The sequence below is a fragment of the Janthinobacterium sp. JF4 genome (assembly GCF_059617925.1).
On sequence record NZ_JCAQAV010000005.1, the window covers coordinates 182,343 to 207,150 of the forward strand.

At 56.5% G+C, this 24,808-nt stretch carries 23 protein-coding genes and 1 tRNA gene; 17 read left to right on the forward strand and 7 right to left on the reverse strand.

The features are described 5' to 3' along the window. Nucleotides 1–12: 12 nt before the first annotated feature. The 9 genes from AC54AF_RS07560 (at nt 13) to AC54AF_RS07600 (ending at nt 10,663) form a co-directional block, all read left to right on the forward strand. Nucleotides 13–1,275: a glycosyltransferase family 4 protein gene (locus AC54AF_RS07560; protein ID WP_496636047.1), complete on the forward strand. Its 1,263-nt coding sequence runs from the start codon at nt 13–15 to the stop codon at nt 1,273–1,275. Next, entirely contained in the window at nt 1,268–1,960 is a 693-nt protein-coding gene (locus AC54AF_RS07565; protein ID WP_496636048.1) for an acyltransferase, read from the forward strand. The genes AC54AF_RS07560 and AC54AF_RS07565 overlap by 8 nt, the downstream gene beginning before the upstream one ends. Then, nucleotides 1,957–3,096: a glycosyltransferase family 4 protein gene (locus tag AC54AF_RS07570; RefSeq protein ID WP_496636049.1), complete on the forward strand. Its 1,140-nt coding sequence runs from the start codon at nt 1,957–1,959 to the stop codon at nt 3,094–3,096. Before AC54AF_RS07565 ends, AC54AF_RS07570 begins: the two co-directional genes overlap by 4 nt. A gap of 62 nt (nt 3,097–3,158) precedes the next feature. Continuing rightward, complete coding sequence (locus AC54AF_RS07575) at nt 3,159–4,370, forward strand: O-antigen ligase family protein (protein ID WP_496636050.1); 1,212 nt, start codon at nt 3,159–3,161, stop codon at nt 4,368–4,370. Between the two features lies 1 nt (nt 4,371). Continuing rightward, the gene (locus tag AC54AF_RS07580; RefSeq protein ID WP_496636051.1) at nt 4,372–5,445 is read left to right on the forward strand and encodes a DUF1972 domain-containing protein; all 1,074 of its coding nucleotides are present in this window, start codon (nt 4,372–4,374) and stop codon (nt 5,443–5,445) included. After that, entirely contained in the window at nt 5,429–6,406 is a 978-nt protein-coding gene (locus AC54AF_RS07585; protein ID WP_496636052.1) for a UDP-glucose 4-epimerase family protein, read from the forward strand. The genes AC54AF_RS07580 and AC54AF_RS07585 overlap by 17 nt, the downstream gene beginning before the upstream one ends. A gap of 10 nt (nt 6,407–6,416) precedes the next feature. After that, entirely contained in the window at nt 6,417–6,977 is a 561-nt protein-coding gene (locus AC54AF_RS07590; RefSeq protein WP_496636053.1) for a sugar transferase, read from the forward strand. 100 nt (nt 6,978–7,077) lie between these two features. Then, a complete protein-coding gene (locus AC54AF_RS07595) occupies nt 7,078–9,024 on the forward strand; it encodes a polysaccharide biosynthesis protein (RefSeq protein ID WP_496636054.1) in 1,947 nt (648 codons plus the stop codon). A 400-nt stretch (nt 9,025–9,424) separates the two neighbouring features. Continuing rightward, nucleotides 9,425–10,663, forward strand: coding sequence for a lipopolysaccharide biosynthesis protein (locus AC54AF_RS07600; protein ID WP_496636055.1), 1,239 nt, complete (start codon nt 9,425–9,427; stop codon nt 10,661–10,663). Between the two features lie 268 nt (nt 10,664–10,931). Here the strand turns inward: AC54AF_RS07600 and AC54AF_RS07605 are convergent, their stop codons facing one another. Continuing rightward, nucleotides 10,932–12,485 (reverse strand): DEAD/DEAH box helicase, encoded by a 1,554-nt coding sequence (locus tag AC54AF_RS07605; RefSeq protein WP_496636056.1) that lies wholly within the window; start codon nt 12,483–12,485, stop codon nt 10,932–10,934. Nucleotides 12,486–12,803: 318 nt separating this feature from the next. On the opposite strand from AC54AF_RS07605, the gene AC54AF_RS07610 reads away from it, so the two are divergent. Beyond that, on the forward strand, nt 12,804–13,067 hold the full coding sequence (locus AC54AF_RS07610) for an oxidoreductase-like domain-containing protein (protein ID WP_496636057.1): 264 nt from the start codon (nt 12,804–12,806) through the stop codon (nt 13,065–13,067). Nucleotides 13,068–13,077: 10 nt separating this feature from the next. On the opposite strand, the gene AC54AF_RS07615 is transcribed toward AC54AF_RS07610, so the two are convergent. Then, nucleotides 13,078–14,766 carry a methyl-accepting chemotaxis protein gene (locus AC54AF_RS07615; protein ID WP_496636058.1) on the reverse strand — a complete coding sequence of 563 codons (1,689 nt, stop codon included), beginning with the start codon at nt 14,764–14,766 and terminating at the stop codon, nt 13,078–13,080. 561 nt (nt 14,767–15,327) lie between these two features. Between AC54AF_RS07615 and AC54AF_RS07620 the strand changes: the two genes are divergently transcribed. Together AC54AF_RS07620 and AC54AF_RS07625 are read left to right on the forward strand one after the other, a co-directional pair. After that, nucleotides 15,328–16,047: a Crp/Fnr family transcriptional regulator gene (locus tag AC54AF_RS07620; protein ID WP_035828139.1), complete on the forward strand. Its 720-nt coding sequence runs from the start codon at nt 15,328–15,330 to the stop codon at nt 16,045–16,047. 68 nt (nt 16,048–16,115) lie between these two features. Continuing rightward, nucleotides 16,116–16,721: a glutathione S-transferase gene (locus AC54AF_RS07625; RefSeq protein ID WP_496636059.1), complete on the forward strand. Its 606-nt coding sequence runs from the start codon at nt 16,116–16,118 to the stop codon at nt 16,719–16,721. 10 nt (nt 16,722–16,731) lie between these two features. Here the strand turns inward: AC54AF_RS07625 and AC54AF_RS07630 are convergent, their stop codons facing one another. Then, nucleotides 16,732–17,148, reverse strand: a complete 417-nt coding sequence (locus tag AC54AF_RS07630; protein WP_496636060.1) for a GFA family protein — start codon at nt 17,146–17,148, stop codon at nt 16,732–16,734. Between the two features lie 125 nt (nt 17,149–17,273). Between AC54AF_RS07630 and AC54AF_RS07635 the strand changes: the two genes are divergently transcribed. From AC54AF_RS07635 to AC54AF_RS07655, 5 genes are all read left to right on the forward strand, one after another. Beyond that, complete coding sequence (locus tag AC54AF_RS07635; protein ID WP_496636061.1) at nt 17,274–17,765, forward strand: DUF4265 domain-containing protein; 492 nt, start codon at nt 17,274–17,276, stop codon at nt 17,763–17,765. A gap of 48 nt (nt 17,766–17,813) precedes the next feature. Further along, nucleotides 17,814–18,209, forward strand: coding sequence for an STY0301 family protein (locus AC54AF_RS07640; RefSeq protein WP_496636062.1), 396 nt, complete (start codon nt 17,814–17,816; stop codon nt 18,207–18,209). A 160-nt stretch (nt 18,210–18,369) separates the two neighbouring features. Further along, on the forward strand, nt 18,370–19,083 hold the full coding sequence (locus AC54AF_RS07645; protein ID WP_496636063.1) for a YjjG family noncanonical pyrimidine nucleotidase: 714 nt from the start codon (nt 18,370–18,372) through the stop codon (nt 19,081–19,083). 97 nt (nt 19,084–19,180) lie between these two features. Beyond that, nucleotides 19,181–19,339 (forward strand): hypothetical protein, encoded by a 159-nt coding sequence (locus tag AC54AF_RS07650; RefSeq protein ID WP_496636064.1) that lies wholly within the window; start codon nt 19,181–19,183, stop codon nt 19,337–19,339. 17 nt (nt 19,340–19,356) lie between these two features. Then, entirely contained in the window at nt 19,357–19,656 is a 300-nt protein-coding gene (locus tag AC54AF_RS07655) for a DUF2726 domain-containing protein (RefSeq protein WP_496636065.1), read from the forward strand. 15 nt (nt 19,657–19,671) lie between these two features. Here AC54AF_RS07655 and AC54AF_RS07660 read toward each other — a convergent pair whose 3' ends face one another. The 4 genes from AC54AF_RS07660 to dnaG form a co-directional block, all read right to left on the reverse strand. Further along, nucleotides 19,672–20,007 (reverse strand): FKBP-type peptidyl-prolyl cis-trans isomerase, encoded by a 336-nt coding sequence (locus AC54AF_RS07660; protein ID WP_496636066.1) that lies wholly within the window; start codon nt 20,005–20,007, stop codon nt 19,672–19,674. 99 nt (nt 20,008–20,106) lie between these two features. Next, nucleotides 20,107–20,185: transfer RNA gene (locus AC54AF_RS07665), tRNA-Ile, on the reverse strand. Nucleotides 20,186–20,293: 108 nt separating this feature from the next. Next, nucleotides 20,294–22,534, reverse strand: a complete 2,241-nt coding sequence (gene rpoD, locus AC54AF_RS07670; protein WP_496636067.1) for an RNA polymerase sigma factor RpoD — start codon at nt 22,532–22,534, stop codon at nt 20,294–20,296. Between the two features lie 464 nt (nt 22,535–22,998). Further along, entirely contained in the window at nt 22,999–24,795 is a 1,797-nt protein-coding gene (gene dnaG, locus AC54AF_RS07675; protein WP_131685402.1) for a DNA primase, read from the reverse strand. Between the last annotated feature and the right edge of the window lie 13 nt (nt 24,796–24,808).

Below are 24,808 nucleotides of genomic sequence, written 5' to 3' on the forward strand. Positions count from 1 at the left end.
AATAATATTTTTATGACAAAAAAAAATACACCGAAGAAGAAAATACTCATTGCCGCTTACGCCATCTCACCGTATTCAGGCTCTGAATTTGGCGTAGGTTGGAATTTCGTTTCCAAGCTGAGCGCGTTTTATGACATTACCGTGCTGTACGGAACGTCCGGTGTCTGCATGGGAAATCATGAAACGATGCTTCAATATCGCCAAAGCAATCCAGATGATGGCGTCAACTATGTGTATGTCGAGCCAAACAGGCTAGTGCGTTTGTTCGACTGGATGAACCGTTCGATCACTCCCCTGTTCTTTTCATTTTCTTACATGTTGTGGCAACGCCAAGTACTAGCCACCGCAAGAAAAATGCAGGCAAATGAAAATTACAGCCTGGTGCATCAATTGAACACGATAGGATTTCGGCATCCGGGTTTTTTGTGGAAACTCGATCTCCCCTTTGTCTGGGGGCCGGTCGGTGGAAGTTCGAACTTGAACGATATATTTTTCCCTATATTAGGAAAAGGAAACTTTCTTCGGCACAAGTTGAGAAACTGGACAAATAGCTACTTCCTGCAATACTCGGCACGCGTCAAAAATGCGGCAATGGCCGCAAAAGCAATTTTTTCGGCCACCTCGGCTGATCGCGATAATCTCCAGCATTTTCTGCATGTGGATTGCCAGATCATTCGTGAAAATTCGCTCTTGAATCTACGGGAGACGATCAAGCCGACAGGTGCCGAGGTGCAATTTGTCTGGGCTGGCCGAATCGACGAACTCAAGGCTCTGAACCTCGTGCTGAGCGCCTTGGAGCATTTGTCCGGACGGCAGGACTGGCGTTTGCACGTCATCGGTGATGGACCGTGCAAAGCGGTGCTGCAGGCCCAATCCACGGCGCTGAAACTCGATGAGCGGATCATGTGGCATGGACAAGTACCGCGCGAGCAGGTGCTCGACATCATGCGTGAAGCCGACGTCCACGTCATGCCGTCAATGATGGACAGCAATCCCACCGTATTACTGGAAGCGTTTGAAATGGGCTTACCCAGTATCGCGCTCGACCAGTATGGCGCACGTGACCTGATAACAGCAGATACTGGCTTCAAGGTAACGCTCAACACGGTGGAGGGCATCATTGAGCAGATGGCGGACTACATGGCATTTTGTCTGAACAATCATGCAGCGCTCGACCACATGAAAACCAATGTCCTGCAGCGCCAGGCGGAACTGCACTGGGATGTGACAATACGTCAGGTGCGCGACATTTATGAAAAGGTGACGCATGAGTGATTTTTTTTCAACGCTGGCATCACGCGCAAGAAAAGAGAAATTCGCCATCGATCCGGACGTTCCCAAGGCCTATTTGCTGCGTTTTTTCTCTGGCAAAGTCATTGACCTCTTGCGCGGAATTCTCGTGTTTCGACGCCTGAACGCGCGCATTTTTGTCGGCAAAAAGACAGAGATTCTGTGTGCCTCGAAAATCCATAGCGGCCGCTTCATCAAATTTTCGTCCGAATGCTATGTAGATGCCCTGTCGCGCGATGGAATTCGTCTGGGGAATAATTTTTCCCTGGGACGTGGTGCCTCCATTGAATGCACAGGATCGCTGGCAACCTTGGGCAAGGGTTTCTCGGCAGGAAATAATGTAGGCATTGGGTCCTTCAGTTTTCTTGGTTGTGCGGGCGGTATCAGCATCGGTGATGACACCATACTGGGCAATTTTGTCAGCATGCATTCTGAAAATCACAATTTTGAGGACGGCGGCATCCCCATCCGTCTGCAAGGAGTCACTCAGCAAGGTATACGCATAGGGAACAACTGCTGGATCGGCGCCAAGGCCACCATCCTGGACGGTGCCGAGATAGGCGACAATACCGTGATTGCCGCCGGTGCGGTTGTCACTGCGGGGAAGTATGAAGGAAACGCCGTATATGGCGGCATTCCGGCACGTAAATTAAAATCACTTATCGCATGACGCACATACCTCTCGTCTCCTCAACGGAGTCCGTAAAAATCGACCTGGTCTTCTGCCATTTGCTTAATGACGCATCCGGCAGTCCGCGGGTACTGCGAGGTACCATCAAGGCATTGGTTGACGATCCCGCTCGCGCGATGCTCTTTGTTGGCTCCCAGGGCCGTGGCGTCTTGGAAACGTGCGGCATTCCCCTCAGCCGATATTGGTACCACCGTTCACGGTTGCGTATCATTACTCTCTGCAATCTGCTACTCAGCCAGATATTTCTGCTGTTCGCCTTACTCTGCCAACGCAACATCGCCAAGGATGCAGTGATTTATGTGAATACTCTGCTGCCTTTCGGTGGCGCACTATATGGCAAGCTCACCGGGCGCAAGGTCATCTATCATGTCCATGAAATATCCATAGAACCCAAGCCCTTGCGTCTGTTGCTCTGCACGATCGCGCGCATGTGCTCGGCCTACAATATTTATGTGTCGAAGTCGCACGCGGAAGCCTTGCCTATCACCGGCGTGCCAGCCGTGCAAATCTACAATACGCTCGACGCGGACTTCACGGCTGTCGCGGCTCAAGCCAGCTATCAACCGCGTCACGATGGTATCTTTACGATACTGATGCTGGCATCGCTGCGCGATTACAAGGGTGTGCCGGAAATGGTGGCACTGGCCGCCGCGCTTATCGACCGCAAAGATGTGCAATTTGAATTGGTGGTCAACGACGATCAGGCGGCCATCACGCAATATTTTGCCCATATGCCGCTAACGCCCAACCTGCGCGTGTATCCTCGCACCGATAATCCTGCCATGTTTTATCAGCGCGCTGGCGTGCTGCTCAACCTCTCGCGCGTGGATAGCTGGATTGAAACCTTCGGACTTACAGTGCTGGAAGGCATGGCTTTTGGCATACCCGTACTTGTACCACCAATGGGCGGGCCGGCAGAGCTGGTAAACGACATGCAGGAAGGATTTCTGGTCGACTCACGTGACTTTACACTGTTAAAACGAAGAACACTGACCCTTGCAGACGATACCGCCCTGTGCCATTCCATGTCGAAAGCGGCACGCGCCAGGGCCGACAACTTTTCACAAGAGAAGTTTTCCCAGGCGCTCAGGGGGCTCGTGGGAATGCTGCGATGATGCAGCCAATCCACCTGCTTTCACTGTAAATACGTGCCCCATCCAATAACACGGGAAATAGTTTGTTAATCGGTAAAATAATCCACACGCCACGCCAGGTCGGTGCCCCTTCGCAATTACTATTCTGGGGCCTCCTGCTATCTGTACTTGGTCTCTTTTTCAGTTCCAACTATCTCAAACTGGGCAGCCTGTTTTTGACGGCGCTGTATATCGCGCTACCGGTAAAAAAAGTATGGCGCTATCGCGGTGAGAAGCTGGAACTCTACTTGTTGCTACCATGCATCATGGGCCTGCTCTTTGCATGGAAAAACCAGCTGGCTGATACAGTTCGGGACATTCTATTCTTTTTGATTCCATACATTTACTTCCTGGCGGGGAAACGATTTTTCAAGCAAGGTGGGGATATCCGCCATCTGATTTTTGGTTATTCGAGAATATATTGCGTCATATTTTTTCTACTGCTGTGTTTCTTCTGGTTTGAAATGGGTTTTATCGGGGTACTGCAAATACGTGACTTTGTCAGCCCCGGCAGCTTCCTGCTGGTTTACTGCATTGTAATACTGTATGAAAAGCGAAAATCCTGGAAACAAGTATTACACAACCCGTGGTTTGTTGCCGTACATGCCGTTTTTCTCGCTCAGTTTTCGCGTACCTATGTTCTCATCCTGGCGGCTTTTTTTCTTCTCTCCGGCAGAAAAATCATCGACGCCAAAATAATGTGGCGCGCCTTGGCCCTTTTCATTCTTGCCGCTGCCGTTGCCGGCGCTTTTGGTTTGTATGATTTGATAGATGAAACACTGCATAAGGCAATCTCAGAACTGCATTTTAATGAAGAGTGGACTCAGGAGGACATCGGCACCAGCTATCGCGCCTACGAAATTTTTGCGTCATTTCGCGAATTCAAGAACTATCCAGTCCTTAACGAGATTTTTGGTGGTGGATTCGGCGCATTAGTCCATCTCGATTTTCCAGTCCCATTGGGCGGTGCTGAATATTCGGAAATTCCATGGATGCACAACGGCTATCTGTACATTCTCGTCAAGACCGGACTGGCTGGCCTGCTGTGTTATTTCATTTTTTTGCTGAAAATGTTCATGCGTGCCAAACACTGCACGTCCCCCCATGGCAGGATGATGATACTTGGCAGCATCGCGGGACTGTTACTGTCCAACATGGTCATCTGCGGCATCTTCAGCAATGAATCCGTATTTTGTTACATCGTGTTAGGTTATTTCTCAAGTTTTCTTGCAATAAAAAAAACAGGTTCACATTAATATGAAAAAAATCGCTATCGTAGGTTCCGTCGGATTGCCAGCCAAATATGGAGGATGGGAAACACTTGTCGACCACCTGACGACGCACTTGTCCACTTCCTTCGATTTCACCGTATATTGCTGCGCTGAAAAATACCCGGAGAAACTGGCAACCTATAATGGCGCCAAGCTGGTCTACATCAACCTCGATGCCAATGGCATGCAAAGCATCATCTATGATCTGTGGTCGATGTTGAAAGCCATCCGTTATGCCGATACGATCGTGGTCTTGGGGGTGTCCGGTTGTATCTTCATGCCTGTGCTGAAGCTCATATCGCGCAAAAAATTTGTCATCAATATTGATGGCCTCGAGTGGCGCCGGGCCAAATGGAGTGGCTTTGCCAAATGGTTCCTGAAACTATCGGAATCGGCCGCCGTACGCTATGCCGACCAGGTCGTGACAGACAACAAAGCAATCCAGGACTATGTCAAAACGCAATATGGACGCGATAGCGCACTGATCGCCTATGGGGGCGACCATGCTGTACGTCCACAACGGGATGATGTCATATTGGCAAAATATGAACTCGATCGCGTGAAATACGCATTTAAAGTATGCCGCATCGAGCCTGAAAACAATATCGACATGATTATCGAGGCATTCGCCAGCGCGCCCACGATGGATCTTGTCATCGTGGGCAACTGGGATAATAGCGAATATGGCAAGCAATTAAGGCAAAAATATGCGGGAATTTCCCATTTGCATTTGCTCGACCCAATCTACGATCACACTATCCTGAATCAGCTACGCGCTGCCTGCCAAGTGTATGTCCACGGCCACAGCGCTGGCGGAACCAATCCTTCACTGGTCGAAGCGATGAGCCTGGGCTTGCCAGTGCTTGCCTATGGCTGCATCTTCAACCGCGAAACGACCAACCAGCAGGCGTATTTTTTTGACACGTCTGCAGAATTAACTGAATTGCTGAACAGCCTGACCGAGGCCAAGCTGACGCTCTTGGGACATCAGATGAAACAATTGGCGGATCAATTGTACACATGGGACAGAATTTCGAGCGGCTATGCACACATCTTTTAATCCCCATAGTTTTCTCGTGACGGGCGCCTCGGGCTTTGTCGGCCGGGGGCTGACACAGCGTCTTGGCGTCCAGGCCGGGGCGCGCGTGGTGTGCGCCGCGCGTAGCCACATCCCATGCGCAGCACCCAACATGACGTTCTTCCAATGCAACGATGCGCTCGAAACACAGGATTGGCGCGCGGCGCTCAATGGTGTGGAGGTGGTCATTCATCTTGCGGCCAGGGTCCACGTCATGCGAGATACGGCAGCGTCTCCTATGGACGAATTTCGTCGTATCAACGTGCAAGGTAGCATCAATCTGGCGCGCCAGGCAGCGGCTTCCGGCATCCGCAGATTCATCTTCATCAGTTCGTTAAAGGTGAATGGCGAGCAGACGCTTCCTGGTCGCCCGTTCCAGGCCAGTGATGCGGCGAATCCACAAGACCCCTACGGCATGTCCAAACACGAAGCCGAACAGGCGCTGCTGGCCATTGGACGCGAAACGGGCATGGAAATCGTTATCCTGCGCCCACCGTTGATCTATGGACCTGGCGTACGCGCCAATTTTGAAAGATTGATGCGTTTGGTACAGCGCGGTGTACCATTACCATTCGGCGCCGTACACAATGTCCGCAGTATGGTTGCACTGGAGAATTTTGTTGATTTGATTGCGCTCAGTACATGGCATGCACAAGCACCAGGAAAAATATTCCTTGTGTCAGATGACCACGATGTCAGCATTGCACAGTTACTGCGCATGTTGGCAAGCGGCATGAAGAAACATATTTGGCTCATACCCGTTCCTCCCGGCCTGCTTGTGGCGTTGGCGCGCCTGGCAGGAAAATCGATGGATGCGAGCCGCTTACTTGACTCATTGCAGGTTGATATTAGCGAGACCAAACGTATGCTGAACTGGCAGCCCGCCCATGCGATGCAGGACGCCATCAACAAGACCGTGACTTCTTTTACTTCAAAACAATAAAAATACTCCAATGAAAAGATTATTTGATTTCGCCCTTTCTTCCGTATTGCTGCTCGTCTTTGCCATCCCGATTCTCATCGTCGCCCTACTTGTCAAGCTCACCTCACCAGGGCCTGCCATTTACTGGTCGGACAGGGTCGGGGTGCGCAACAAGATTTTCCGCATGCCAAAGTTCCGTACGATGCGTATAGACACACCAGCCGTGGCAACGCACTTGCTCACTAATCCCGGGCAGTTTCTCACGCCGATAGGTTCCTTCCTGCGCAAGTCCAGCCTTGACGAGTTACCGCAATTGTGGAGCATCCTGAGCGGCGACATGAGCTTTGTCGGCCCCCGTCCCGCCCTGTTCAACCAGCAGGATTTGATCGCACTAAGGACAGAATACGGCATCGACCGCATACTGCCAGGTCTGACCGGCTGGGCACAGATCAATGGCCGCGATGAATTGCCGATTCCGGAAAAGGTCAAACTCGATCTGACCTATATGCAGCAGCAATCGTTCTTCTTCGACTTAAAAATTATCCTCCTGACGGCACTCAAGGTAGTACGCCGCGATGGCGTCACGCATTGATGAGTTTTACATTGGAAACAGTATTGTTTTTACAATATCCCAACGGTTTGCAGCGAAACCATCGCTGCTCTTATCCTTTCTAAAGTAATTATTCGTCAAAATGAAATTAATTATTGATTTATCACGATTCAAGAAACAGCTCATTGCTGTTACTGCTGATTTGATATTCTTGCCGTTGACCTTTTGTCTGGCGATTATTTTGCGCTACGATGTCGTTAACCTGAACTTGTTCCTCAGCTATTTTTGGATCATTGTTGCGGCCCCCATCGTCGCCATTCCCATCTTTATCAAAATTGGCCTGTACCGCGCCGTCATCCGCTTCATCGATCAGAAAATCGTGTATGTGGTCCTCTTCGGTGTCACCCTGTCGGTCGCTGTTTTACTGGCACTGGCGGGGCTATTGACGCATATGGCAGGACTCTCACGCGGCGTATTCGGCATTTATTGGGTGAGTGCCTTGACCTATGTAGTGGCCAGCCGCTTTCTCGCACGGGGAGTACTACTCCACCAGATGGGACGTCGCTATACTCGCGTCGCCATCTATGGCGCGGGCAAAGCTGGCGTGCAACTGGCCAGTGCCTTGCGTGCCGGCCGCGAGTACATGCCGGTGGCGTTCATCGATGATATGAAAGAATTGCGTGATGCAACTATTTCTGGCATTAAAGTCCATCCATCCAATGCGCTGGCCGATGTGATCGAGAAATATGGGGTGAACGAGATACTGCTGGCCATGCCTGCCCTGAACAAGGCAGAACAGAAAAAAATTCTCAATAGCCTTGAACACCTGAAAGTAAAGATCAAGGTTACCCCGCCGGTGGAAAGCCTGGTCAGTGGTGAGTTACGCGTGCAAGATGTCCGCGACATCGAAATTGAAGATTTGCTGGGCCGTGACCAGGTATCGCCCGATCTGTCGCTGATATCCAGTTGCATTGTCGGCAAATCCGTCATGGTCACGGGCGCTGGTGGCTCGATCGGTTCCGAACTGTGTCGCCAGATCATCCGATTGAAACCTGCGCGCCTCGTCTTGCTGGACATGTCCGAATTTGCTCTATATTCCATCAAGCAGGAGTTAAGAGGCATTAATGAAGGATATGAGTTAGGCGTCGAGATACTGCCCTTCCTCGGTAGCGTGCTCGATACTGATAAATGTCAGCGTATCTTGCAGTCCTTCTCAGTGGAAACGCTGTATCATGCGGCAGCCTATAAACACGTGCCGTTGGTGGAACATAACCCCATCGAGGGGGTCCGCAACAATGTCTTCGGCACGCTCAGCATTGCCAAGGCGGCGATGGCGGCCCATGTCAAATATTTTGTCCTGATTTCCACGGACAAGGCGGTACGCCCAACCAATGTGATGGGCACAACCAAGCGCCTCGCGGAACTCATTTTGCAGGCATTTACACGCGAACAGAGCCACACGCGCTTTTGCATGGTACGTTTTGGTAATGTCCTGGGTTCGTCTGGTTCGGTCGTTCCCCTATTCCGTCGGCAGATCGAGGCCGGTGGCCCCATCACCCTGACACATCCGGAAATCACACGCTATTTCATGACCATTCCTGAGGCCGCCCAACTTGTCCTGCAAGCCGGCGCCATGGGAACTGGCGGCGACGTATTCGTTCTTGACATGGGCGAACCCGTGAAGATCATGGATCTGGCTGAACGCATGATCCATTTGAGTGGCCTGGAAGTGAAGAGCAAGTCGGCACCGGACGGTATTGAAATACAGCATGTGGGTCTGCGCCCCGGAGAAAAGCTCTATGAAGAGCTATTAATTGGGGGCAATGTTGAAGGCACCGAGCATCCCCTCATCATGCGGGCAGAGGAATCGGAAGTGCCTTGGCAAGATTTGAAAAAGATCTTGGCGGATATGGATCTTGCATGCAATGACTTCAATTTCGAGGCGCTACGTAATCTGCTGCTACGGGCAGTTCACGAATATGTACCGCAATGTGGTATCGAAGACCTGATATGGACAGAGCAGAGGCGTCAACAGGCTACTGCAGAAGATAAATCGCCACCGCTCAAGGATAGTAATTTTTTAACATGATCCGAATGACCGACTGAAGCCTGCCTCAAATAAAAATAGGGGGAGTATATGGATAACGAGACAAGAAAGCTAACAAATTGTAACAAATACCTATTTTCACGTCTCCCATTATTCCCCTATAATATTTTTTGAAAAAATCTGCTCTCCGAAAAAATGAAGCTCGCAATATAAAAATCAACATCGACTATTGTCCTTGGCACATTTTTTCACTCAATAGCAATCAAATTTTTCATCAAGAGTAACCGTAGAGAACTCATCCCCTTCAGGTAATACATATCGCGAAATCATATTCGCCCGGCATCCCCAGACAGGACTGAGCGATATGGCAGACTAGCCCTTTGAAACATCCTCGCCATTCCTATGTTGAAATGGCGAGCTGGAAAATTAAAAAAGAGAACTTATGGAAAAGCATCACGAATTGAATGAATCGGAAGTTTACGTTGAAGATGATGACTTCAATTTGACAAATTTCCTCACCATCTTATGGAAATCGCGTGGCGTTATTCTGGCGGGAACGGCCTTGGTGGCGATACTCGGCACTTCGAGTGCCTTATTCCTTGGCAAATACCAAAGTGAAGGTTTTTTACAATTCGGCGGCGCTATTCCCGAGAAAAAAGTAGAGAAAGATGGCAAGGAAGTCAAAGAACAGGCGCCCGGTATCGCTTTGGCTGACTACAAGCGCTTTTCATCGCCATTAAACACCAGCGAACGCTTTAATGAATTTATCAGGCAAAACAATCTCGAAAATGACCCTACTGTCATCGCGTTGAGCCAGACATTTGCCGCGCGCGGGGGGATTGCCAAGGTGATCGAACCGATCTTTCCGTTCACCAAGCTTGATGCCAAAGAATTGATGAGCGGCACCAAGGATGCCGACAACAATGTCATCGCCGTTTCCATCAGCTACGCGGCCAAGACACCGGAAAGCGCGCAACAAGCGGTGAGCTTGCTTGGCCGGTATACAGTCGACACCATTGTCTACATGATTTATACGGATATTTTACGCTTTAAGAATTCCGAAATTTCCGCTGCCATTACCAAGCTGGATAATAAAATCATTGAAAACAAGGAAAAAATCGACTCGTATCAGCGCAAGGGCGTCAAGCTCAAGCAAATCGTTACGCGCTATCCGGACGCTGCCAGCCAGGCTTCCCGCCAGCTTGTATCAATAACCGAAGATACGGCACGCTACCTGTCGCCGATGAGCCAACTGATGACTAGCGAAGTCGAGATTACTGAAGCGAATGAAGCCATCTACAAGGCAAAGCGGGAACAGAAACAGTATATGATACTCGCCGAGTATTATGATCGTGCAAAAGCATTGGCTGAGAGCACAAAATCTGGCGAAGCCATTCTGCGAGGACTGGAACCAATCAAGAACACGGTTTTTAGCAACAAGGATATGGAAGACGAAACGATCAAGGAAGTCTATAACAAGATCAGTGTCGACAATAGTTCGGCCATTAGTCTCTATCTGGAAAAAACACGGTTTATTGCCGGTCCCAGCTTGCCCAAGAATCGGACCACCCGCACGTCAGTTGCCCTGTTAGGCAGCCTGCTGGCAGGCTTGGGCATCTCCATCTTTTTCGTGCTGGGGCGTCGTTGGTGGCAGAATAACCGTCAACAGCTGCAAGGCTGATTGCGATAGTACAACACACGGGCTGGCGCCACCTGGTTCGACAGCCGTGCATATCCGGCTGTCAGATCCGGCCAGTGTCGGCTCACTGCATCTCAATTTCCTAGCGCCCGACTGTCACGACCATATCATAGCGGTGGGAGCTTCTCCGCCTCTTCATCATAAAAAAAACCCAAAAAGTGCACATTGAACTTTGTGGGTTTCATTCATCAATTCTGGCACTGTTACTACCCGAACAACAACGGGTAGCAGTCAGTCGCAACAAAAAGCATCAGCTTTTCAACAACCCACCCAGCAACGCGGCCACCTTCTGCTTCGGCTTGGCCGCGACAGGCGCCATGCTGGCCGCAGCCGGGGCTGCTGCCTTGGCGGGCTCATATGGCTTCAGGAACCAGGGATCGGCCTTTTCGCGGCGGGCGCCGGGACCGAAGGCGGGACGCGCACCGCGCTCGGCGGAGCGGCTGTCGCGGCTGCTGTCGCCGGCATGGCGGCTCTCCGGGGCGCGCGCGGGACGCGCCTCGCCACCTTCGGTACGGCGCGGTGGACGGCGCTCGCTGTCGCTGCTGCGGGCTGGAGCGGGATTGAAGCCCGTCAATTCACCGCGCTTGATGCTTTGCTTGATGAGTTTCTCGATATCGGCCAGCAAGCGCTCGTCTTTGTCCGAGTAGATCGAGATGGCGTCGCCCGAGGCGCCGGCGCGGCCCGTGCGGCCGATGCGGTGGACATAGTCTTCCGCGTTGTACGGCAAGTCGAAGTTGATGACGCAAGGCAGGTCGGAAATGTCCAGGCCGCGCGCCGCCACGTCGGTGGCCACCAGCACATCGATCTCGCCCTTCTTGAACGCTTCCAGCGCCGCCATGCGCTCCTGCTGGCTCTTGTCGCCATGAATCGCGGTGGCGCTCATGCCTTCCTGCTCCAGCACGCGGGCCAGGCGCGAGGCGCCGATCTTGGTATTCGAGAATACGATAACCTGCTTCAGGTCGCGCTGGCGCAACAGATGGGCTACCAGGGCATGCTTCTGGTCTTCCGTTACCTTGTACACCACCTGCGTGACCTTGTCGGCCGTCTGGTTACTGCGCGCTACTTCGATCGTCAGCGGATCGTTGAGGAAAGTGGCGGCCAGCTTCTTGATTTCTGGCGAGAACGTGGCCGAGAACATCAGGTTCTGGCGCTGCTTCGGCAGCAAGTTGATGATGCGCTGCAAGTCCGGCAGGAAGCCCATGTCCAGCATGCGGTCGGCCTCATCCATGACCAGCATCTGTACCTGGCTCAGGCTGATGTTCTTTTGCTCGATATGGTCGAGCAAGCGGCCCGGCGTGGCGATGACGATTTCCACACCACCACGCAGGATGACGGTTTGCGGCTTCATGTCCATGCCGCCGAAGACAACGGTCGAACGCAGCGGCGTGTGCTTGGCGTAGGCCTTGACGTTTTCGGCTACTTGCACCGCCAGTTCACGGGTCGGCGTCAGGATCAGCGCGCGCACCGGGTGGCGTGCCGGCGACATGCTGCTGCTGGCATGCGCCATCAGCAACTGGATGATCGGCAAGGAAAAACCGGCCGTCTTGCCGGTGCCCGTTTGCGCGGCACCCATCACATCGCGGCCTTGCAGCACCACGGGAATCGCTTGTTCCTGGATCGGTGTCGGATGGGTGTAGCCTTGATCGGTCAGTGCGCGCTGGATTTCAGGCGCGAGGCCAAAGTCGGCAAAGGTCAGGCTGGGAGCAGCGGATGCGGCAGGTGCTGGTGCAGGCGCAGCGGCGACGGGCGCCGCCTCAGGGGCAATCGCCGGGCTGGGCGTAGGAGTCGATTCGGTTTCAGACATAAATTTTCTGGTGTGCCTCCGCACTGCGGAAGCCATGCTTTCTCAATAAACAACATTTCGGGGCACAGGCAGCTCCGTCTTGCAAGCCATGGATCATTGTTCTTGCGGCACCTCCGTGCTCCGGGACATGCTGTATGGCGTATGCGGGAGCGTCGAAGAGATGTGCTGCGATGGCGGCGGAGATCGCGCCGGCGGAACATCGCGCGCAGAAGATACAATATCAGTGCTGTAAACGATACCCTAATTCACCGCAACTGTACACGGAAACCGTGATTTTTGAGCAAAAAGCGTTCCAGCAACGGCACGCCGGGATACCGTATGATGCCAACTTCGATGCCTCCTCCGCCGCTCCCTGCCCGCACCATGCCCACGCCGCCTTTACTCCACGATCCGCCACCGCAAGCGCCCAGCAAACCGGGCAATGACGAGTGCTGCCACAGCGGTTGCACTTTTTGCGTGCTGGAAATGTACCAGGAAGACCTGGCCGCCTACGAAGAGGCCCTGAGGGCGTGGCAACAGCGCCAGCAAGCCGCTGCCGCACCCACTCCCCCAGGCATCAAGAAGGCGCGCAAGCGCGCTTAACTTCATTCAATCAAAAGCTTTCCCACTCATCAATTGGCGCCGCCGCGCGGCGCGCCGTGCTGACCAGTTGACGCGGGGCCGCGGCCGGCGTCACGGCTGCCGGCGCCTTGACGGTGACGGGCACGCGCGGCCGGGGCGCGGCGACACTGGCCACATCGAGTTTGAAGATGCTGACCACTTCGCTCAGGCTGACGGCCTGCTCCTGCATCGATTCGGCCGCTGCCGCCGCCTCTTCCACCAAGGCCGCATTTTGCTGCGTCACCTGATCCATCTGGGCGATGGCCTGGTTAACCTGCTCGATACCGGCGCTCTGCTCGCTGCTGGCGGCCGTGATCTCGCTCATGATGTCCGTCACGCGGGTGATGCTGGCAACGATGTCATCCATTGTGCGGCCTGCCTGGTCCACCAGTTTCGATCCCGCCTCGACTTTCTCGACCGAATCGCCGATCAGGACCTTGATATCCTTGGCCGCCGCAGCCGAGCGTTGCGCCAGGTTGCGCACTTCCGTGGCCACGACGGCAAAACCGCGTCCCTGCTCGCCTGCGCGCGCGGCCTCGACGGCCGCATTCAGGGCCAGGATATTGGTCTGGAAAGCAATGCCGTCGATGACGGCGATGATGTCGACGATCTTGCGCGACGATGCATTGATCGAGGCCATCGTGCCCACCACTTCGCCGACGACCTTGCCGCCCTCGATGGCGATGCTCGACGAGGTCAGCGCCATGGTGTTGGCCTGGCGCGCATTGTCCGCATTTTGCTTCACGGTCGAGGTCAGCTCTTCCATTGACGAGGCAGTTTCTTCCAGCGAACTGGCCTGCTCTTCCGTGCGCGACGACAAATCCTGGTTGCCGGCCGCGATCTGGCTCGACGCCGTGGCGATGGTATCGGTGCCGCTGCGCACCTGGCCCACCAGTTTCTGCAGGCTGGCATTCATGTCTTTCAGGGCCTGCATCAATTGCCCCGTTTCGTCTTGCGATTGCACAACGATATGCGCCGTCAAGTCGCCGGCCGCCACCTGGCGCGCCACGCCGACGGCCGCGATCAGCGGACGCGCCACGCTGCGCGCCACCCACAGCGCCAGCAGCATGCCGATAGCGACGGTACCCACCAGCAAGCCGATCAGGCTGGCACGCGAGGCCGCATAGGTTGCATCGGCGCTGGCGCTCGAGCGCACGCCGCCATCCGTGTTAATCGACACCAGTTTATCCAGGGCCAGCATCATGTCCGTCATGACCTTGGCGGAAGGCCCCACGGCCAGCGCGCGCGCCTCTTCCTTTTTCATCTCGCGCGACAGGCCCAGCATGGTTGCGTGCAGGCGCATGAATTCATCGTTGAGCGCCAGGAAGCGCTCGAACACTTCCTGCTCGCCCGGCTCGGAAATCAGGCGGCGGTAGTTGTCGCCATCGGCCTTCAGCTTGGCCTGGGTTTCCGCCATGCGCGTTTCGTTCAGCGCCATGTCGGCATCCTGCGCGGCCAACATGTGCGCCAGTTCCCAGCGGCGGAAATCGCTGACATCGCTGCGTATGGACATGGCCGCCAGCACGCTGGGCATCCAGTTGTCGGACAGATCCGTCGACGCGGTGTTGATGCGCGCCATGGAAAAGATCGCCGACACGCCCAGCGCCGCCGTCAACAGCAGCACGGCGCCAAACGACAAGATCAGCTTGGTGGCAATTTTCAAATCAAAAAACCATTTCATGCGTTGCTTTCCTTCATTAAACGTGTAAACGGGACAAGATGGCCGCGCGCCAGCAAATGCACGGCGCGGGCAGTGAGGGCAGGCTGCGGCGGAAGTGAGCGGCGATGGAGAGCAAGAACAGCAGCTCATTCCGATACACAAATCAAATTTCCGCAGTGCAACATTTTATCACCGTCGTACAACAGCGCAGAGTGGTTTGATCACTGCATGCGGCCAAAGTTCGCGGGCAGCAGACAGCGTGGCGGATTTTTGCCCCAGCACGGTTGTTTCCACAGGGAAAAATGCTGCAGCAGGCGTTGCAGCAGGCGTAGGAGTCGGATGACACGAGGCAATGTTCCTAGCCTACATAAGCGCGTCGGCTCATCCGATGCCCTCCCGCAGTCCCAGGTTCTATAGTGGATGCAAGATTCAGCACAACGCTAGCAAGCCAGAAAAGCAGCGCCATCCCACAAAATCAAAAGACGAGGCCCTACCATGTACAAAGCTTATAGCAACCTGACCCCAGCAACGAATAGCCACGCCGCCGCCCAGCACAACTGGCAAGCCGCTCCCGCCACACCCATGATCAGCATCACGGGCGCGCAACAGAACGAATTGCTGCGCGCCTTGTCGCGCGCCGATCTGGAGCGCCTGTTTTGCCAGTTGGAACTGGTCGCTTTGCCTGCCGGCAAGCACCTGTTCGATTGCGGCGGCAAGATTGAATACACCTACTTCCCCACCAACGCCATCGTTTCCCTGCTGTATGTGATGGAAGACGGCGCCACCACCGAGATCGCCGTCATCGGCCGCGAAGGCGTGGCCGGCGTGGTACTGTACGAAGCCGAGCGCGCCACCTGCACCGCCATCGTGCAAACGGCCGGCTACGGCTACCGCCTGAAAACGGCCTTCCTGCGCGAAGTGTTCAACGAAGGCGGCGCGCTGGCGCAATTGCTGATGCGCTATACCAGCGCCATGTTTGCGCAAATGGCACAGAACGTGGTGGGCGGCCGTCATTGCAGCATCGAACAGAAACTGTGCCGCTGGCTGCTGGACCGCCTCGACCGTTCGCTGTCGAACGAGTTGAAGGTGACGCAAGACACCATGGCCAACATGCTCGGCGTGCGCCGCGAAAGCGTCACCGTCACGGCGCGCAAGCTGCAGGACGAAGGCTTGATCCAGTACCGCCGCGGCACGGTCGAAGTGCTGGACCGCGAAGGCCTGGAAGCGGCCGCCGGCAATTGCTACAAGGCAGCGCGCGCCGGTTTTGAACAGTTCCGCAGCGGCATCAGCGCACACAATTGAGCACCACGCTGGCCAGCGGGCAGGCAATCGGGTATCGTAGGAAATCCTGACTACCCCGGAGACTGGCCATGAAACTGATCGGCATGCTCGACTCGCCCTATGTGCGCAGGGTCGCCATCTGTTTGCAATTGCAGGGTATTCGCTACGAGCACTTGCCGCTGTCCGTGTTCCGCAACATGGATGCCGTGCGCGAGATCAATCCCGTCATCAAGGTGCCGACGCTGGTCCTGGACGATGGGCAAGTGCTGATGGATTCCACCTTGATCCTGCAATATCTGTCGCTGCTGCGCCCCGACACGTCCGACCGCCTTCTCGCCGACAGCGTGCGCACACTGCGCCTGACGGGCCTAGCCTTGGCCGCCTATGAAAAAGCCGTGCAGATCGTCTACGAACGCAAGCTGCGTCCACTCGACAAACAACACGCGCCGTGGCTGGAACGGGTCAGCATGCAGCTGCATGCCGCCTGGAACGCGCTGGAACAGGAATGCGCGCACCTGCCCCTGCCTGGCGAAACAGGCAGTATCGACCAGACGGGCGTGACCATCGCCGTCGGCTGGAGCTTCGCCCAACTGGAAACGCCCGATATCGTCAAGCCGGCCGACTACCCGGCCGTGCACGCCTACGCGCGTTCGGCGGAAACCCTGCCCGCCTTCCTGGCCACGCCGCAAGTCTGACGCGCCGGGACTACTTGCCAGCGCTGACCGAATCTGGTGCAGCAGCGGCCGGATCGAAGTGCCACCAGCCCGGTCTGGCATCGTCAAACGAGTGGTATGCGGGCGCAAAGGCCGCCTGGGCAGGATCATCAAAACTGCCCACCAGCAAGGCCACCGTCGGCGCATCGTCGATGGCGCCGATGGAACTGCCGCAAGCGGAGCAAAAGGCCCGGCTGGAATAGTCGGACGAACGGTAGGTGGCTGGCACGCCGGCCGCACCCGTCCAGCGTACTTGATCGCGCGCAAACTCCACCCACGCCACAGTCGGCGCGCCCGTGTGCTGCTGGCAATTACGGCAGGAACAGCTGTGCGGATTGCTGCCCTCGCCCGTCACTTCAAAGCGCACAGCGCCACATAAACAGCCGCCTGCCCGCGCCCCATTCTCCATTGCCTCTCCTCGTTTGCACCGTTGCGTACCCTGCCAGCTGGCACGTACCCGGTACAATATTGCCACAACCCCACCCTGGCGCGGCCCGCAGCGCATCGCATCGCGTCGGCACTATGAAAGAACGAATGGAAGACATCAATTGCGAAGGCTTGCCGCACATCCGCGTACTGGCAGGCGAAAACACCAACGGCCCCGTGTATGAAACCCTGCCGGCGCGTCAGATTGACGAGCACGTCTACGAACTGCTGGCCTCGCCAGGCCTGACCCTGAACCTGGCGCGCGGCGACATCGTCAGCATCGCCGACCCGCTGGCCCCTGCCGAAGTTCTCAAGCGCGGCGGCAACTTCTGCATCCAGATCTACGCCGATGCCATCGACCAGGCAGCCGTCGACCAGCTCGAGCGTGACGTGCAGGAGCAATTGGGAGGCACGCTCGACGGCCAATACAAGGGCAACCTCGCCTTCAGCGTGCCGGGGCACCACGGCATCTACAGCGTCAATGGCCCCTTCGACGCCTTCCGCACAGCGACGGGCGTGGAATGGTACTTCGCCAATATCTACGCCAACCTCGATGACGACGATGATGAAACCTTGCTCAACTGGTGGGTAGATAGGTAAGCATGCCCGCGCGCCAGACAGGGCCATGACACGTGTCAATGCTCCGTATTGCTCTGGTACACATCAAGCCCGCTCGCACCGCTGGCATTGTTCATCGCTGCCGCTGCCCCCATTGCCCCCGTTTCTTGCCCGCACGCAGCCCCATCGAACTGGAACCTGCCAACCGCCAGGCTCGACAGCGTGCGCGTGCTGTCCTACCCGGCGGATCAGCCGCCGGCAGACGGTGAAGCCTTGCCCATCCTGGCCCCGGTCAGGGAATGGACACGCGCCGGCACCTTGTATCAACACTGGGACATCAATTTTGATGCGCCCCAATATCTGTTTCAGGTGAACTGCCTGTATGCCGGTACCGAGCGCTACGTGCGCATGGCTTTGCCAGGCATCAAACAGTGCGTCGCCGCCGTTAAACAGCGAACGAAAACAGTCAGGTTTCAGTGCAAATAGTGTGCTCGGCGGAATTTCTCATGCATGCTCATGGGAAAAACGGAGTGCGTGCGACAAGTTTGGCCGCGATGGCAGCGGATCGCCCGCACAGGACACGGCCAACCGAACTCAGCACTACGTGCTACGATGCAAGACAAGTTCCACGCTTTCAATACATACCATGACCTACCAGCTATTCCTGTTTGACCTCGACGATACCCTGCTCGATTTCAGGGCGTCCGAGAAACGCTCGTTCCTGCACACCATGCATGAACTGGGCTTGCGCGACGGCATCGACGGCTTGTTTTCCCAATACCAGGCGATCAACATCGACCTGTGGAAACGTTTCGAAACGGGCGACGTGAGCAAGGATTTCCTGAAGGTGGAGCGCTTCCGCAAGACGTTTGCGCTGAACGGTATCGCCATCGACCCGGAACTGGCCAGCCGTTTGTATCTGGACTCGCTGCCGGACACGGTCGTGCTCATCGATGGTGCCAAGCAAGTGTGCGAAACGCTGTCGCGCATCGGCGAAGTGGGCATCATCACCAACGGCGTCGAATCCATCCAGAACCGCCGTATCGCCGCCTCCGGCCTGAGCGACTACCTTTCCTTCGTCGCCACCTCCGAAGCGTGCGGCCACGCCAAGCCGGACGTGCGCTTCTTCGAATATGCCGCCAACATGGCGCGCGCATTCCGCAAGGATGCGACCGTCATCATCGGCGACCGGCTGGATGCCGACATCCTGGGCGCCAACCGCTACGGCATCGACAGTTGTTGGTTCAATCCGGACAGCATGGCCAATACCTCGGCCGCCATCCCCACCTGCGAAGTGGCCAGCCTGCATGACATCGTGCCAATGCTGGACATGATGCAAGTCAAGCTGAAACAGGCTTGATCTTCCACAAGCGCACCACCTGAAATACGCTGGCAGCGGCACGAAAACACGCCGCCCATAGCGTACCATCAGGACTCGTCCATTCAGGTGCCAGCGCATGTCTTCCTACACCGTCCTGCTCGCCATCGCGGCCTTGATCCTGTTCTTTGCAATGCTGGCCACGCGCCAGGCGGCCAAATCCCGCAGGACGCTGCGGCTGCACAGAAAACCTGTCATGACGGCGCGCGAACAGCAAATGTACACCTGCTGCAAGTAGCGCTACCGGAATGCACGGTGCTGGCGCAAGTGGCGTTTTCTGCGCTGGTGACGGCGAAGGGATGGGCCAACAGAAACCGTTTCGACCGCAAGGTGGCCGATTTTGTCCTGTGCAGCCAGCAACTGTACGTCATCGCCGTCATCGAGCTCGACGACCGCAGCCACGCCGGCCGCGAACGCCAGGACAAGGAGCGCGACGCCATGCTCAGGCTGGCCGGCTATGTGACCTTGCGCTATACCACCTTCCCCACGCAGCAGGCGCTGCGCGCCGATGTCGAGCAACTGTTGCTGCAAAGCGGCGACGTCGTTCCAGCCTGATTGCACCATCGCGTGTCAATCGCGCGTCAGCACTTCCAGCAACTCAATCTCGAAGACCAAATTGGAGTTTGGCGGGATCAAGCCCACCTGCCGCTCGCCATACGCCAGCGCCGCCGGCACCCACAGCTTGCGCTTGCCACCGACCTGCATGCCGTGCAAACCCAAAATCCAGCCCTGGATCACCTTGTTATTGCTCAACACACAGCGGAAAGGCTCGCCCCGCTTGTGCGACGAGTCGAATTCCATGCCATCTTCCAGCCAGCCACGGTAATGGGCCGTCACCAGCGCACCGCGCGCAGCCGCCTTGCCATCGCCCACCACGATATCGTCCATCTTCACTTCAGCCGTCATCTCGTTTCATCCTTCATCAATCGCCAAGCCGCGATTGTACGACAGCACGAAAAAAGCCCCGGCAGTCACCCGCCGGGGCTCGTCTATTGCTGCAAATTCTGGTGGGCCTCCCGTGAGTCGAACACGGCACCAACGGATTATGAGTCCGCTGCTCTAACCAAGCATGAGCTAGAGGCCCGGGGACTGCGGCGTGGCGGCGCTGTTGATGCCCGCCTCGCGCGGCCGTTTTGGAAACGGACACGCGAGGATAGGGGTATCAGGGGCGCACGTCAAGCCCTATTGGCTTCTAGTTGCCTTCCAAGAAGCTTTTCAGCTTGTCGGAGCGCGATGGGTGGCGCAGCTTGCGCAGCGCCTTCGCTTCGATCTGGCGGATGCGCTCGCGCGTCACGTCAAATTGCTTGCCCACTTCTTCCAAGGTGTGGTCGGTGGACATCTCGATGCCGAAACGCATGCGCAGCACTTTCGCTTCGCGTGGCGTCAGGGAGTCGAGCACGTCCTTGACCACGCCGCGCATGGACGCGTGCAGGGCCGCGTCGGCCGGCGCCAGGGTGTTGTTGTCCTCGATGAAGTCGCCCAGGTGGGAATCGTCGTCGTCGCCGATCGGCGTTTCCATCGAGATCGGTTCCTTGGCGATTTTCATGATCTTGCGGATCTTGTCCTCGGGCATTTCCATCTTGATCGCCAGGGTGGCCGGATCGGGTTCCGCGCCCGTTTCCTGCAGGATCTGGCGGGAAATCCGGTTCATCTTGTTGATCGTCTCGATCATGTGCACGGGAATACGGATCGTGCGCGCCTGGTCGGCGATCGAGCGCGTGATGGCCTGGCGGATCCACCAGGTCGCATACGTCGAGAACTTGTAGCCGCGGCGGTACTCGAACTTGTCGACGGCCTTCATCAGGCCGATATTGCCTTCCTGGATCAGGTCGAGAAATTGCAGGCCGCGGTTCGTGTATTTCTTGGCGATCGAGATGACCAGGCGCAAGTTGGCCTCCGTCATTTCGCGCTTGGCCTTGCGCGCCTTCATTTCACCGGCCGCCATCTGGCGGTTGATGTTGCGCAAGTCCGGCAGCGGCAAGACGACGCGCGCCTGCAGGTCGATCAGACGCTGCTGCAGTTCCTTGACGGTCGGAATGTTGCGGCCCAGGATGGCGCTGTAGGCGTGTCCTGCATTGACTTCGCCATCGACCCAGTCGAGGTTGGTTTCATTGCCCGGGAAGACCTTGATGAAGTGGGCGCGCGGCATGCCGCAGCGGTTCACGGCCACGTCGAGAATCTGCTTCTCAATATGGCGCACTTCGTCGACCTGGCCGCGCAGGGTGTCGCACAGCTTTTCCACGACCTTGGCCGTGAAGCGGATGCCCAGCAACTCTTGCGAAATGGCTTCCTGCGCCTTGGCGTAGGGCTTGGAGTTGTAGCCTTCTTTCTCGAAGGCGCGGCGCATCTTGTCGAACTGCTGCGAAATGACGGCAAATTTTTCCAGCGCCGTGCGTTTCAGGGTTTCCAGCTGCTCGGCCGAGAAGCCGGCCGCGCCGGAAGCGCTCGCCTCTTCCTCTTCTTCGACTTCCTCTTCTTCCGCTTCGCCTTCTTCCTCGTCTTCTTCGACGGGAGCAGCGACGACAGGAGCGGCGGCGACCGGTTCGTTTTCATCGACGAGACCGTCGACGATTTCGTCGATCTTGATCTCTTCGTTGGAAATGCGGTCGGCGGCGGCGATGATCTCGGCGATCGTCACGGGACAGGCAGAAATGGCCTGGATCATGTCTTTCAAGCCATCTTCAATGCGCTTGGCAATCTCGATCTCGCCTTCGCGCGTCAGCAGCTCGACCGAACCCATCTCACGCATGTACATGCGCACGGGGTCGGTGGTGCGGCCGAAATCGGAATCGACGGTCGACAATGCGGCCTCGGCCGCAGCTTCCGCCTCGTCATCACTGGTGACGACGGCAACGTTATCGGACAGCAACAACGTTTCCGCATCGGGCGCATGTTCGTAGACGGCGATACCCATGTCATTGAAGGTACCGATGATGCCTTCGATGGCTTCCGGATCGACGATGTTTTCGGGCAAGTGATCGTTGATTTCCGCGTAGGTCAGGAAACCGCGTTCCTTGCCGAACTTGATCAGGGTCTTGAGTTTCTGGCGCCGGCGCTCGAGTTCTTCCTCGCTCGCTTCCGTGTCGGACGAGAACGCGTCCTTCAACAGCGCGCGCTCTTTCGCCTTGCGGTCCTTGGCCTTGGCCTTGTCGACGGCCTTCAGTTCGGCCCGCTCGACAGCGTTCAGGGCGGCGACTTCATCATTTTCTGGCTGGAATTCTTTGGGCTTGCGGCCGCGGCGGCCCGGCACTTTTACCGATGGCAAGACATACCCGGACGTATCGATGGCCGCCAGGGTGGCAGCGTCGGTAGTCTGGCTGACCACGGGCGCGCTGGTCACGCGCGCTTCTGGCCGGTCGAGCGCCTTTTCGGCTTTCGTGGTAACTTTAGTAGGCTTTGCAGCCGCTTTGGATTCGGGTTTCTTGATTGGCACAGGCGCTTTCGATTACACAACGACTTGCTTTACGGTGGATTAGGATAAAGTTTGCTGCCAGTTCCCTGTCTACCTGCGGGAACCACCATCTTCGAACCTGCCGACTACGCAAATTCGACACTGTTACGTTACTTACACCTCATCGGCCACGATCCGCGGGAAGCGCAGCAATTCCTGTCCACCGGCTGTTGCCAGCCGCCTCGGCAAAAATTCCTGCATCGACCGCGTTGGGAGCGAGAGCCTGGCGCGGCTTGCCAGCGTCTGCAAGCCATGCCCGCAACGCCGAAAACGCCAGTTGGCCCTGGCTGCCGACACGATCCACCGCGCCGATCAAGAGCCTAACTTACTGAAAACAAATACTATTTACGAAACAGAACTAGCTTGCCAAAGCACACAATACTTAGCATTTAATTATAGCACGCGAAAAATGTTTTTCCAGTGCGCGACATACCCTCAGAGCAAGGTTATCGATTAACCAACTCGGCGTCGCGCTCGCGCTCCAGCTCGCCTTGCTCCTGCATGATTTCGCGGTAGCGTACACCAATTTTCTCGGATGGCAAACCCGACGCAAACAATTGCTGCAATTCCGCCTTCAAGGCATTCAATTTGATCTCGCGGATGGTGCTCACCAGCCACGACAATTCGCTGTCGTAATCGGATTCCGTGCCGGCCGCGATCTCGCCGATGATCTCGTCGTATTCGCTGCCCAGCTCCTTCAACTGCTGCGCCAAGGCGGCGAAACTGCCATGCTCGCCCAGCGCCTGGCCCACGGCCACCAACTGCCCCAGGCTGTGGGCGGCATCGGGCCCCAGGTGCTGGAAGGCGGTCAGGGCGGCCTCGTCGATGCGCATGGTCAGAGGTGGATGCGCCACCAGCATGCGCATGATCTTCAATTCCAGGCCGACAGGCACGGGACGGCCCGATTTCGGCGGCGCGCGGCGCGCCACGGCAACGGGTTTCGCCAGCTCGAACAGGGCTTCGATCTCGGCCGGCGTGGACTGTGTCAGTTGCGCCAGGCCGCGCACGATCTGCAGGCGCAGGGAGGACGGCGCCATCAGCTGCAGCAGGGGCTTGGCGTCGAACTGCACGCGGGCGCGCCCTTCCGGCTCCGACAAATCATGCTCGCCCGACACTTCTTTCAGCAAAAATTGCGACAGCGGCATCGCTTCATGCACTTGCTGCTCAAAACCTTCGGCGCCGAACTCGCGGATATAGCTGTCTGGATCGTGTTCCGACGGCAAGAACAGGAATTTGATGGTTTTATTGTCCGACACATGGGCCAGGCTCGCTTCGAGCGCGCGGCGGGCGGCGCGGCGGCCAGCCTTGTCGCCGTCGAAGCTGAAAATCACGTTGTCCGTCTGGCGCAGCAGTTTTTGCACGTGGGTGGGCGTGCACGCCGTGCCCAGGGTCGCCACCGCCTGCGGGAAACCCATCTGCGCCAGCGCCACCACGTCCATGTAACCCTCCGTCACCAGCACGTAGCCGGCGTCGCGGATGGCCTGGCGCGCCTCGAACAAGCCATATAGTTCGAAACCCTTGGAAAACAAGGGGGTTTCCGGCGAGTTCAGGTATTTCGGTTCGCCATGGTCGAGCACGCGGCCGCCAAAGGCGATGACTTGCCCCTTGGTATTGCGGATCGGGAACATGATGCGTTCGCGGAAACGGTCGTAGCGCTTGCGGTTGTTGCCCTCTTCATCGACCTTGTCGATCACGAGACCGGCCTCGGCCAGGGCCACCACGTCGTAATCGGGGAAGACGGAACGTAAATTGTCCCAGCCGCCGGGCGCAAAGCCCATGCCGAAGCGAGCGGCCACTTCGCCCGTCAAGCCCCGGTTTTTGAGGTAGGCGATAGCTTCCGGCGCGTGGCGCAGTTGCCCGCGGTAATAATCGCACGCCTGCGTCATGGCGTCGGACAAGGCCATGCTTTGCGCCTGGATCTGCGCGCGCTGGGCCGGCGGGATCTTGTCGTCCGCTTCCGGCACGACCATGCCCACATTCTGCGCCAGGTCCTTGACGGCATCGACAAAGCCCATGCCCGAGTACTCAATCAAAAAGCCGATCGAGGTGCCATGCGCGCCACAGCCGAAGCAGTGATAGAACTGCTTGGTGGGGCTGACGGTAAAGCTGGGCGATTTTTCACTGTGGAACGGGCACAAGCCCATGAAATTGGCGCCACCTTTTTTCAGTTGCACATAGCGGCCCACGACATCGACGATATCGACGCGGTTGAGCAAATCGGAAATGAAGGATTGAGGTATCACTGGCTAGGGCGGG